The sequence below is a fragment of the Provencibacterium massiliense genome, assembly GCF_900169495.1.
In the GTDB taxonomy this organism is placed as follows: domain Bacteria; phylum Bacillota; class Clostridia; order Oscillospirales; family Ruminococcaceae; genus Harryflintia; species Harryflintia acetispora.
This window is the reverse complement of record NZ_FWCH01000008.1, coordinates 1-11,990: the sequence shown is the minus strand read 5'-3', so window position 1 is coordinate 11,990 and position 11,990 is coordinate 1. Positions and strand designations below refer to the sequence as shown.

Genomic DNA, 11,990 nt, shown 5'->3' with positions numbered 1-11,990 from the left:
CAATATATTCGAGTGCTAAATATAATGTATCACGGAAAAAACAAGAAGTCAATAGGATTCATAATTTATTTACAGTTATTTTCATCCGTCCCTGGCTTTTGAAAAGGAAAGGGCTTTTTTGCAAAGCGCAATTTGCAGCCGCGCGCCGTACGCGGGCGGCGCGCTCACAAATGTGCACGCTCACATTTGTGCACGCTCACATTTGTGAGCGTATACATATAATAAAAGGAGGGAACATGTCTCTCAATTATTCCCCATGGAGGTTTAAAAATTGAACATCTATTCATGCAATTCGGGGCAGGACCCCTGCTGCTGTTGTCCGGTTCCCTGTCCGGTACCGGGCCCGACCGGACCCACCGGAGCCACCGGTGCGACTGGCGCGACCGGAGCGGCTGAAACGATCACCGTCCGCCAGACCACCACCGCCGAGCCTGGGACGCCCGCCCAGGTGAGCGATGTGAGCGGCGGACCGAACCATATTCTCGATTTTGTCATTCCCCGCGGCGCGACCGGCTCCACGGGCGCTGCAGGGCCCACCGGCTCAACCGGCTCGACCGGGGCTACAGGCGTCACCGGCCCTGCTGGAACCACTGGATCGACCGGCGCCACCGGCGCGACCGGAGGCACTGGTGCGACGGGAGCTACCGGACCTGCCGGTCCTGCCGGGACAACTGGCGCGACCGGCAATGCGGAGACGGTCAATGTGCGTTATACCACCACCGCCGAGCCGGGCTATGCGGCCCAGGTCAATGACGTGACCGGAGGGCCGGATCATGTGCTCGACTTCATCATCCCCCGCGGCGCGACAGGAGCTGACGGCGTAGCTGGGCCCACCGGCCCCACTGCCCCGTCAATATATGCACAACAAGGAAAATGCCGTAACCATGCGGCTTTCAGCACATTAAAGACAATTAAACAACCCCTATAATTACACCTAAAACGCCGTAGCAAGGTTGGACAAGCCTTGATATGGCGTTTTTAAGTGAGTAGGATATGTCGCCGCAGCTTGAAAAGAGTTGCGGTTTTTTTATGCCCGAAAACAGGCGGTAACGTGGAACGTTAGGCGCGAAAAAGCCCTTGCAATACAAGGCTTTTCAGACACAAAAACGGCAAAGGCATACTGCAATACCAAAACCGCCGAAAACGGCTTTCTAATATTCCACGCAGACCAAGAGAGGAAGTGATGAAACATGGCAGTTTTCAGAGTGGAACGCAATACGGGATATACCGTTATGAGCAACCACCACTTGCGCAATAAGGAACTCACCTTAAAGGCAAAAGGCTTGCTTTCGCAAATGCTGTCTTTGCCCGAAGATTGGGATTATACCCTTGCGGGCTTATCTCACATCAACCGCGAGAAGATCGACGCAATCCGCGAAGCGGTAAAAGAACTCGAAAAAGCCGGATATATCGTGCGCAGCCGGGAGCGCGACGAGAAAGGACGCTTGCGGGGCGCGGATTATGTCATATACGAGCAGCCGCAGCCGCGAGAGCCGGAAGCAGCTACCAGCGGCGAACAGCCGTCTATATCGGATTACCCTACATTGGAAAATCCAACATTGGAAAATCCAACATTGGATAATCCAACGTTGGAAAAACCTACGTTGGAAAATCCAACGCAATTAAATAAAGATATATCAAGTAAAGAACAATCAATTACTGATTTATCAAGTACCCATTCCATTCCTTTCCATTCCCCAAACCCCTTGCCCTTTGCACAGGACGAAGCGGCTACGCCGCCGGAAAGGAAAAGAACGGAAGCGAAAAGCAATAGCGCAGTAGAGATTTACAGGGAGATTATCAAGGACAATATCGAATACGACCATCTCATTCAAAACTGTAAAATCGACGCAGACCGCCTAAATGAGATTGTTGACCTTATGCTGGAAACCGTCTGCACAGCCCGAAAGACAATCCGTATTGCCGGGGACGACTACCCCGCCGAACTTGTCAAATCCAAGTTTTTGAAGCTGAACAGCAGCCATATTGAATTTGTTTTGGACTGCATGAGGGAAAACACAACCAAAGTGCGCAATATCAAGCAGTATCTAAAAGCGGTGCTGTTCAACGCGCCGAGTACCATTGACAGCTACTATACCGCCCTTGTCAATCACGATTTTTACGGCGGCGAATGAGCATAGCCACACTTTACCGGGAAAGGAGTTGATACCTTGCAGGAGGAAGTAACCCAAAAAACGATTGCCCTATACGTCAAAGTGGGAAAAGGCGCGGCGCGGCTTACCGAACAGGCGTTGCAGAAAGCAATCCGAAAGTTTTTGGAGCAGAAAAGCAAGCCCGCGCATGGGAAACAGACCATGCGCCAGCTTATGAAGCAGAACGCGGGCGTTTCCAACATCGAGATCACCGACAGCAATATTAAAGCCTTTGAGAGTACGGCGAAGAAATACAACATAGATTTTTCGCTGAAAAAGGTTAAGGGCGAGCAGACCCGTTACCTTGTGTTTTTCAAAGGCCGGGACGCGGACGTTATGACCGCAGCATTTCAAGAGTTTTCCGCAAAGAAGCTGAACCGGGATAAAAAGCCCTCTATCCGCAAAGCCCTTGCCGCTGCAAAGGACAAGGCGAAGCAGCTTAACGCCGCCCGCGACAAGGTAAAGAAAATAGACAGGGGGCGCGAGATATGAAGCAAATAAACTACAAAAAGCTGATACTTCCGAATATCCCCTATGTGTTCTTTGTCTATCTCTTTGATAAAGTCGGACAGGCGGTGCGACTTGCCCCCGGCGCGGATATATCCGCAAAGATACTGAATATCACAAAAGGATTTTCCGCAGCATTTGAAAACGCCTTGCCGAGCGTGTACCCGCTGGATTTGCTTGTTGGCATTGTAGGCGCGGTGGTTATCCGCTTGATTGTCTATGTCAAAGGGAAAAACGCAAAGAAATACCGCAAGGGCGCGGAGTACGGCTCTGCCCGATGGAGTGCATAATCTTAAGTGTAAAGGACACCTACATGGACGCACAGGAGGATATGCACATGAATGATTACAACAAAATCACAGCCCTTTACTCCCGCCTTTCCGTAGGGGACGAGGACAGGGACGGCGGCGAGAGCAACAGCATACAGAACCAGAAAATCTTTTTGGAGAACTACGCCAGAGGGCAGCGGTTGACGAATATCCGGCACTACATCGACGATGATGAAAGCGGCAGATTTTTTGACCGTTCTGCCTACTCCCGCATGATGGAGGACGTTGAAAACGGAAAAGTCGGCGTTTGCATTATGAAAGACCTGACGCGCTGGGGGCGCGACTATCTCCAAGTCGGCAACGCTATGGAGATATTCAGACGGAACAACGTGCGCTTTATCGCGGTCAACAACGGCATTGACAGCGAGAAGCCCGACACATTGGAGTTTGCGCCCTTTATCAACATCATGTCGGAGTGGTACGCAAAGGACATCAGCAAGAAAGTGAAAACGGGCATTAAGACCAAAGGCATGAGCGGAAAGCCGATTGCCACCGAAGCCCCCTACGGCTATGTCAAAGACCCGGACAACAAGGATTTTTGGATAATCGACGAGGAAGCCGCCGAGGTTGTGCGCCTTATTTTCCGTTTGTTTATCGGCGGGAAGAACCGCAACCAAATTGCCGTATATCTGAAAAACGAGCAAATCCCTACTCCCACATTCTACATGAAAGACCGGGGACGGGGAACGTGTAAAAATAAGGCGCTCAATGAGGATAACCGCTACAAGTGGAACAAAGCCACCTTGACCCATATCCTTACGCGGCAGGAGTATTGCGGCGATGTAGTCAACTTCAAGACTACAAAGCATTTCCGGGACAAGCGGAACCACTATGTAGACCGGAGCCAATGGCAGATAACCGAAAATGTGCATGAGCCGATTATTGACCGCGCCGACTTTGAAACCGCACAGCGGATTTTGGAAAACGCGCCCGTCAGACGCCCCAACGGGGACGGGGAAATCCACCCTTTGTCGGGCTTGCTTTTCTGTAAGGATTGCGGCGCAAAAATGCACATCCGCATAGATTACAGATACGGCAGCAAGCGGCACGTTGCCTATTGCAGCGAGTACCACAAGGGGAAAGCCAAAAACCCCAAGTGCCATTCCCCACACATCATTGACGCTGACTTGCTTATGCAGACCGTCGCGGAAGTGCTGAAGAAAATCGAGGACTACTCTATCAGCAACCGGGCGGAGTTTGAAGCCTTAGTGAAAAAGAACCTTGCCATGCAGCAGACCGACCAGACCAAGAAGCAGCAGAAACGTATCCCGCAAATCACAACGCGCCTTGAACAGATTGACAAGGTTCTGAATAAACTCTATGAGGACAACGCCCTCGGCGCTATCCCGCAAGACCGCTATGAGCAAATGTCGAAGAAATATTCGGAAGAATACTACACACTGAAAACGGAGCTTGCGGGGCTGCAAGAGCAGCTATCCGCTTTCGAGAACGCGGGAGGACGGGCGCAGAAGTTTTTGAAACTGACGGAACGCCATGCCGCTTTTACCGACCTCACCCCCGCCATTCTCAACGAGTTTATCAGCAGGATTGAAGTGCATGAGCGCGACCAGAAAAGGGCGAGATACGCAATCCAACACATCAGCATATATTTCAACTATATCGGCAGGTTTGAGAACGAAGTAACGCAGCTTGCAGAGCCGACCGAGCAGGAAATCCGGCAAATGCGGGAGGAAATCGAAGAAGCCAAAAAGGAAAAGAGCCGCGCCTACCACCGGCAGTATTCAAGGGAGTACCGGGCGCGAAACCTTGAAAAGCAGCGGGAGTATGACCGTATCAAGGCGCGGGAATACCGGGCAAGGAGAAAGGCGCAGACCGCCGCCGCACAGCCCGCACAGTAAAACAGAATAACCGACAACCAAGAGGGATTTTCCGGCTACGGGAAGTCCCTCTTTTGCGCCCGGAGAAAGGAGCCGCCTATGGCAGAACAGAACGGGACGCCCACCGAACCCCGGAACGCCGACAGTATCATCACGACGCAGAGGAACGGGCAGACCATTGTTGCGGAGTTATTTTTCAATCACAGCAGCACAGAAACATTCCGCGACAAGCTGCTCAAGACGATACTTGCCGACAGTTCGCGTTTATCCGTGTCTGACGGTCAAGAGCCGGAAAAAACAGAAATCTTGCGATAACAACCGCCCCGACGATACATTCCCCGTCCGGGCGGTTTTTATCGTCAAATACGCTGTTTTCTCCAAGTCAAAAGCCGGAGAAAACACCCGAAAAATGCCCCTATTGCGTAACAGGGGCGCAGAAAGGAGCTTGCATGAGAACAGGGCTTACCAAGCAGGAAAAGACCACCGATATTTGGTTTGACGAGAAAGACCCCCTTATCCATATCCGCACCCACAACACCGCCTTGAAAAAGCGTCTGCTTGCATACAGCCGCCGTTATCCGGCGATCTGCCAGCAGACCGACGCAGACCCGGAAACGGGCTGCATGGAGTTTGACATCGAGAAAGGCCGTTTCTCTTTCCGCCTGACCGTCCCATACAGTGAGGAACGCCGGGAAAAGGCGCGGCAATATGCAAAAGAAAACAACACCGCTGATAGACTGAAATGATATAGATTTGTTCATAGTCTTGTGATATATTAAAAATAAGCACTTGAGCAAAAACAGACAAGGGGGTGGCAACATGAAAACAAAAGCATCAAAATATCTTGAGATTGTGATTGAGTCTATAAACTATATCATTATCAGTTACGCATTATCCAATATGGCAATGCTGTTTCAAAGCAATCCGCTGTTCATCCTGTTTTTTGCGTCCGAGATATGGGTAATTGGAAACTATTGGCGCAAAGTTTGCGATATGGTCAAAAATAAGATTTTAGCAGTAGTACTCCTAATTATTTGTTTCGCAATTCACATTGGCATAGTGTATTTTATTGGCCGCGTTGTCGGAACTGTTGTTCCGTTTAAGTAATGCCATAAATACCGCAAATAACTAAATATATTAAACCGAGAGCAGCTATTTTCGTACAGAAAACGGCTGCTCTTTATTTCGCCGACGGGCAGAAAGGAGCGACCACCCATGACGAAACCGAGAGAGAAAACCCGCGAGGAATTGACCGCCGAGATTGAGGAAAGCAAGAAGAAAATCCGGCAGTTTGAAAACCGGGAGAAAATCATCAAGCAGAAGTTATCCGTTGAGGAACGCAAGGCGAGAAACCACAGGCTTTGCAAGCGCGGCGGCTTCATGGAGAGCCTTGTGCCGGAGCTGATTGCCATGCCGGACGAGGACGCGAAAGCCTTTTTACGGCTTGCCTTGACGAGCGAGCCAGCACAGGAGTTTTTGAAAAAACGAGCCGAGGACGGGAACGCGGAATAATCCCTTTGGAACAAAGGGCGCACTTATACACCCTTGCGGGCGTGTGCGCTCTGCCGAGGGCTTATCTCCGCACAGGGAACTTTCCCCGCGCTCCGATATGGCGGCTTTGCCGCAACAAGGGGCTGCACCCCTTGCGCCGCTTACGCGGCTATCCCTGCATACCCACAAAAACAGTACACCCGCCCCGGCGTCTGTACTATTTTTGCGGGTTTTATTATCCTATCCGGGAGGTGATACCCATAGCTATTTACCATTGTAACATCGGCATTGTGAGCCGAGGAAAAGGCAAGTCAGCCGTTGCCGCAGCCGCCTACCGAAGCGGCGAGAAAATCACAAACGAATGGGACGGAATGACCCATGACTACACCCGCAAGCGCGGCGTTGTCCATACGGAAATCCTACTGCCGCCCCATGCCCCGCCCTCTTTCTCTGACCGCGCTACCCTATGGAACAGTGTGGAGCTTTACGAGAAAGCCGGGAACGTCCAGCTTGCCAGAGAGATTGACGCAGCACTCCCCATAGAATTATCCAGAGAGGAACAGATCCGGCTTGTCCGGGAATACTGTTCCTCTCAATTTGTTTCAAGAGGAATGTGCGTTGACTTCTGCCTACACGACACCGGCAGCGGCAACCCCCATTGTCATATCATGCTTACCATGCGTCCCCTTGACGAGCGTGGCGCATGGGCGGCGAAGTCCAAAAAGGAATATGACCTTGACGAAAACGGTGAGCGCATACGCTTACCAAGCGGCAGATACAAGACACACAAAGTTGACCTCACAGGCTGGAACGACAAGGGCAACGCGCTTTTATGGCGCAAGGCATGGGCAGATATTTCAAACGCCTACCTTGAACGCGCCGGAAGCCCGGAGCGTATCGACCACCGCAGCAACGCCGAGCGCGGCATTGACGAGCTGCCCACCGTCCACATGGGCGTGGCGGCTTGTCAAATGGAGAAGAAAGGCATAGCCACCGAGAAAGGCGAGCTGAACCGGAATATCCAAAAGGCAAACCGCCTTATCCGGGAAATCCGGGCGCAGATAGGAAAGCTCAAAGAATGGATTGGCGAACTGTTCAAGGCGCGGGAAGCCGCCCCGGAGCAGCCCCCGCAATCCCACGGCCTTGCAAATCTGCTGATGAAGTATTTAAGCGTTCAGAGAGAAAAGAGCCGGAAGTATTCGCAGAGTTGGCAAAGGCAGCACGCCGCCGATGAACTGAAAACCGTTGCAAAGGCGGTCAACTATCTTTCCGAGCATAGCATTTCCACCCTTGCGGAGCTGGACGCTGCCCTTTCCTCTGTCAGCGACCAAGCCGACGCTATCCGGGAGGGCATGAAAACCGCCGAGAAGCGCATGAAAGAATTGCAAAAGCTGATTGAATACGGGAAGAACTACAACGAGTACAAGCCCATTCACGACGAGCTGAAAAAGCTGAAAAATGGCTGGACGAGCAAGCGCGACAAGTACGAGGAAACCCACCGCGCCGAGCTTACCCTATGGAACGCAGCGAGCCGCTATCTCCATGCAAATCTGCCGAAAGGGACAAAGAGCTTGCCTATCGCTGAATGGGAAAAGGAGTACGCCACCCTCAGCGGGCAGAGAACAGCGGAATATACCAAGCTGAAAGAAACCCGCGCCGAGGTTGCCGAGCTGCACAATATCCGCAAGTGCGTTGATATTGCCCTGAAAGCAGACCAGCCGGAGCAGACCCGCGCCAAGCGTCACGAACAGGAGCGATAAGGGAAAGGACGGGCAAGCTATTTTGCTTGTCCGCCCTATGTACTGTTCGATTTCAGAATTTATCGAGACATTTCTTCTGTTCTGCGTCCGATATACTTCTTATGACATTCAAGCTGGTGTTGTAATCTTTCTGCCAACTGAAAACATTCAGATTTTTCGCAAAGTTCAATTCCAAATTGCAGTAAACGAATGTCTGTTGCTAACGGAAGTTCGTCAGAATTATCAACTGCCCACCACGGAAATACCTTGCTACTTTTTTCACTTTCCGCAATCAAAAACATATATCCAATAAATTCGCCACTCCTACGGACAAAAATATATTGTGGCAAAGTATGACCTTTAGACTTCTCCATTTCATTTTTCATACAAGAAATACTACCATAAGCCGGAGTAAATCCAAGCCCATTGAGTTGACGAAGGGCTTTGTCTTTTTCATGTTCTGATAAATCATGATAATTGATAATTTCGTCTGACACTTTACCTACCGCCTTATTCGCAATCTTATATTTTTATTATACGCAATAGCTATGAACAATTCAACCACAGAAAGCGAGGTATCAACCATGTACTACACCCAAGAACAGATAGACCGGGCAAACCAAGCCGACCTTGTTTCTTTCCTGCAATCACAGGGCGAGCAACTTACCCGCGCCGGGAATGAATACCGCTGGAAACGGCACGACAGCTTGACCGTCCGGGGAAACAAATGGTACAGGCACAGCCAGAGCAAGGGCGGCGGCCCCGTTGATTTTATCATGGAGTTTTTCGGCAAGAGCTTTACCGAAGCCGTGGAACTTCTCACAGGAGAAAAGGGAGCCGCACCACCGCCGGACAAACCTTGCCCCGCGTCCCTCTCTGACTTCCGGCTACCGCCCCCAAACAACGACAACAGAATAGCGAGGAACTACCTCACAGCAGCCCGCCGCATTGATGAAGATGTGACGGGCTTTTTCTTTGCCCGCGGCGATATTTACGAGGACACAGCCCACCACAACGCCGTATTTGTGGGGCGGGACGAGGACGGAATACCGCGCTACGCCCACAGCAAGGGAACGGCGGGAAACTTCCGGCTTGATGTGAAAGGCAGCGACAAAGCCTTTAATTTCTGCTACCGGGGCGAGGGTGACAGGCTTTTTGTCTTTGAAGCCCCCGTTGACCTGCTCTCTTTCCTCTGCCTGTTCAAAAAGGCATGGCAGAAGCAGAGCTATTTGTCATTGGGCGGCGTGGGAGAAAAAGCCCTGTTGCGTTTCCTCTCTGACCGTCCGAACATCAAGACCGTCTACCTCTGCCTTGACAGCGACCAAGCGGGAAACGACGCTTGCAGCCGCCTTGCGGAGCTTGTGCCGGAGGGCTTGACCGTCCACCGCCTTGTGCCGCTTTACAAGGACTGGAACGAGGTATTGCAGCACCGGGCAGAAATCACAGACGGGAAGTATATCCGGGAAGCGGTTTACGGCTTGAAAGAGCCGCCGCAGGAAGAAACCGTCGAGATTATCCGCATGAGCGAGGTTGACACGCAGACCGTTGAATGGCTATGGGAGCCGTATATCCCTTTCGGGAAAGTAACCATTGTGCAAGGCAACCCCGGCGAGGGCAAGACCACCTTTGCCCTACGCCTTGCCGCCGCCTGTACCACCGGGGGAACGCTGCCGGGAATGAAGCCCTTGCCGCCATTCCATGTGATTTACCAGACCGCCGAGGACGGGCTGGGCGATACCGTCAAGCCCCGCTTGATAGAAGCCGAAGCCGACCTTGACCGCGTGCTTGTGATTGATGAAGCCAAGCGGGAGCTTACCCTCTCCGACGAGCGCATAGAAAAGGCAATCACGCAGAACGGGGCGCGGCTGATTATCCTTGACCCCATACAGGCGTACATGGGCGAAAAGACCGACATGAACAGGGCAAATGAAGTGCGCCCCATGTTCCGCCGCCTTGCCGATGTTGCCGAGCGTACCGGGTGCGCTGTTATCCTTATCGGACACCTGAACAAAGCTGCCGGAGGGCAGAGCGCATACCGGGGCTTAGGTTCTATCGACTTCCGCGCCGCAGCAAGGAGCGTCCTGCTGATCGGGCGCGTGAAGCGGGAGCCGAATGTGCGTGTTATCGTCCATGACAAATCTTCCCTTGCGCCGGAGGGCAAGCCCGTTGCCTTTTGCCTTGACCCGGAAACAGGCTTTTCATGGATAGGCGAATACGACATAACCGCCGACGAGCTGCTATCCGGCGCGGGCGGGAACACCGCCACCAAGACCGAGCAAGCCGAGAAGCTGATACTTGACCTGCTTGCAGACGGGAAAGAACTTGCCAGCGAGGACATTGTAAAGGCCGCAGCCGAAGCCGGAATATCCGAGAGGACGGTACAGAACGCCAAGCGCAACATGGGCGGTATTTTAGGCGCAAGGCGTGTCGGCGGTCAATGGTATAACTTCATCAAGAAGAAGCAGCCGCCCGAACCCGCAATCTGAAAGTGCAAAACGCAGACCCTTTGCACTTTGCACTTTCGCACTTTCACAAGAATTTGCGTCAATAACTCAAAAAAGCACTTGACAAAACGCTTCATGGGGCAACGCCGAAGATATAAAGCCCTACATTGACCCGGATTTTCAGAACAACATCATTTTGACGCAGACCGAACGCCTTACCATGAACAGCCGCCCGAAGCAGCCGAAATATGCGAGAAATAAAAACGTCGTGGTGATCGGCGGCAGCGGCAGCGGCAAGACAAGGTTTTTCGTAAAGCCTAATTTAATGCAGCTTCATTCTTCCTACGTCTTGACCGACCCAAAAGGCACCGTCCTAATCGAGTGCGGAAAGCTGCTGCAACGGGCAGGCTACCGCATTAAGGTACTGAACACGATAAACTTTCGGAAAAGTATGCACTATAACCCCTTTGTCTATATCCGCAGCGAAAAGGACGTGTTAAAGGTTGTCAATACCCTTATTGTCAATACCAAAGGCGAGGGAGAAAAAAGCGCGGAAGATTTTTGGGTGAAAGCCGAGAGATTATTATATTGCGCGTTGATCGGCTACATTTGGTATGAAGCCCCCGCCGAGGAAATGAACTTTACAACGCTGCTTGAACTTATCAATGCAAGCGAAGCACGCGAGGACGACGAGGAATACCAAAGCCCCGTTGATCTGCTCTTTGCCGATTTAGAAGAACGCAGCCCCGACCATTTCGCGGTGAAGCAATATAAAAAATACAAATTGGCGGCGGGCAAAACGGCAAAATCAATCCTTATTTCTTGCGGTGCGCGTCTTGCCCCTTTTGATATAGAGGAACTCCGGGAACTCATGTCCTATGATGAATTGGAACTTGATACATTGGGCGACAGGAAAACCGCGCTTTTCCTCATAATGAGCGATACCGACGACACCTTTAATTTTGTTATCGCTATTCTGCAATCGCAGCTTTTCAATTTGCTTTGTGATAAAGCGGACAACGAATACAACGGCAAATTGCCTATTCATGTCCGGTTTTTGCTTGATGAATTTGCCAACATCGGGCAGATACCCCGCTTTGATAAGTTAATTGCGACCATTCGCAGCAGGGAAATGTCCGCTTCTATCATTCTGCAATCGCAGAGCCAACTAAAAGCCATTTACAAGGACGCGGCAGAAATCATACTTGATAATGCCGACAGCACCTTGTTTTTGGGAGGACGTGGGAAAAATGCAAAGGATATTTCGGATAACTTGGGACGGGAAACAATCGACAGTTTCAATACTTCCGAAAATCGCGGCACGCAGGTTTCTCATGGACTTACTTATCAAAAATTAGGAAAGGATATGCCATACTTGTTCGTGAAGAGTTCAGTTGCCTTGAATTTATCATGAACAGGGACACGATCAACTGGATTCTGAAAAAACTGAATACAGGAGGTCGAATATGGAGCATTTACCAAAGGAAAT

At 51.3% G+C, this 11,990-nt stretch carries 11 protein-coding genes and 2 pseudogenes; 12 read left to right on the top strand and 1 reads right to left on the bottom strand.

The window, feature by feature from the left end; translation table 11 throughout:
- Window positions 1–271: 271 nt before the first annotated feature.
- The 10 genes and pseudogenes from B5477_RS00870 to mobQ all read left to right on the top strand — a co-directional run bounded on the left by B5477_RS00870 (window position 272) and on the right by mobQ (window position 8,078).
- Window positions 272–928, top strand: a complete 657-nt coding sequence (locus tag B5477_RS00870; protein ID WP_079697960.1) for a hypothetical protein — start codon at window positions 272–274, stop codon at window positions 926–928.
- Window positions 929–1,190: 262 nt separating this feature from the next.
- Window positions 1,191–2,135 carry a DUF6017 domain-containing protein gene (locus B5477_RS00865; RefSeq protein WP_007860264.1) on the top strand — a complete coding sequence of 315 codons (945 nt, stop codon included), beginning with the start codon at window positions 1,191–1,193 and terminating at the stop codon, window positions 2,133–2,135.
- Window positions 2,136–2,171: 36 nt separating this feature from the next.
- The gene (locus B5477_RS00860) at window positions 2,172–2,645 is read left to right on the top strand and encodes a PcfB family protein (RefSeq protein WP_007860263.1); all 474 of its coding nucleotides are present in this window, start codon (window positions 2,172–2,174) and stop codon (window positions 2,643–2,645) included.
- Window positions 2,642–2,941, top strand: a pseudogene (locus B5477_RS00855) (hypothetical protein); the annotation flags it as partial. The gene B5477_RS00860 and the pseudogene B5477_RS00855, both read left to right, overlap by 4 nt.
- A gap of 32 nt (window positions 2,942–2,973) precedes the next feature.
- On the top strand, window positions 2,974–4,848 hold the full coding sequence (locus B5477_RS00850) for a recombinase family protein (RefSeq protein ID WP_079697958.1): 1,875 nt from the start codon (window positions 2,974–2,976) through the stop codon (window positions 4,846–4,848).
- 78 nt (window positions 4,849–4,926) lie between these two features.
- Entirely contained in the window at window positions 4,927–5,142 is a 216-nt protein-coding gene (locus B5477_RS00845; RefSeq protein WP_079697957.1) for a transposon-encoded TnpW family protein, read from the top strand.
- 134 nt (window positions 5,143–5,276) lie between these two features.
- Window positions 5,277–5,573: a hypothetical protein gene (locus tag B5477_RS00840; protein WP_079697956.1), complete on the top strand. Its 297-nt coding sequence runs from the start codon at window positions 5,277–5,279 to the stop codon at window positions 5,571–5,573.
- A gap of 73 nt (window positions 5,574–5,646) precedes the next feature.
- Complete coding sequence (locus B5477_RS00835; protein ID WP_079697955.1) at window positions 5,647–5,934, top strand: hypothetical protein; 288 nt, start codon at window positions 5,647–5,649, stop codon at window positions 5,932–5,934.
- 108 nt (window positions 5,935–6,042) lie between these two features.
- Entirely contained in the window at window positions 6,043–6,339 is a 297-nt protein-coding gene (locus B5477_RS00830) for a DUF3847 domain-containing protein (RefSeq protein ID WP_079697954.1), read from the top strand.
- Window positions 6,340–6,470: 131 nt separating this feature from the next.
- A complete protein-coding gene (gene mobQ, locus B5477_RS00825) occupies window positions 6,471–8,078 on the top strand; it encodes a MobQ family relaxase (protein ID WP_479725089.1) in 1,608 nt (535 codons plus the stop codon).
- A 59-nt stretch (window positions 8,079–8,137) separates the two neighbouring features.
- Here the strand turns inward: mobQ and B5477_RS14775 are convergent, their stop codons facing one another.
- On the bottom strand, window positions 8,138–8,554 hold the full coding sequence (locus B5477_RS14775; RefSeq protein ID WP_087385313.1) for a hypothetical protein: 417 nt from the start codon (window positions 8,552–8,554) through the stop codon (window positions 8,138–8,140).
- Window positions 8,555–8,641: 87 nt separating this feature from the next.
- Here B5477_RS14775 and B5477_RS00820 point away from each other — a divergent pair, with 87 nt between their 5' ends.
- Both B5477_RS00820 and B5477_RS00815 read left to right on the top strand, forming a co-directional pair.
- Window positions 8,642–10,543: an AAA family ATPase gene (locus tag B5477_RS00820; RefSeq protein ID WP_079697953.1), complete on the top strand. Its 1,902-nt coding sequence runs from the start codon at window positions 8,642–8,644 to the stop codon at window positions 10,541–10,543.
- An 85-nt stretch (window positions 10,544–10,628) separates the two neighbouring features.
- Window positions 10,629–11,870 (top strand): annotated as a pseudogene (locus B5477_RS00815) (VirD4-like conjugal transfer protein, CD1115 family); the annotation flags it as partial.
- Between the last annotated feature and the right edge of the window lie 120 nt (window positions 11,871–11,990).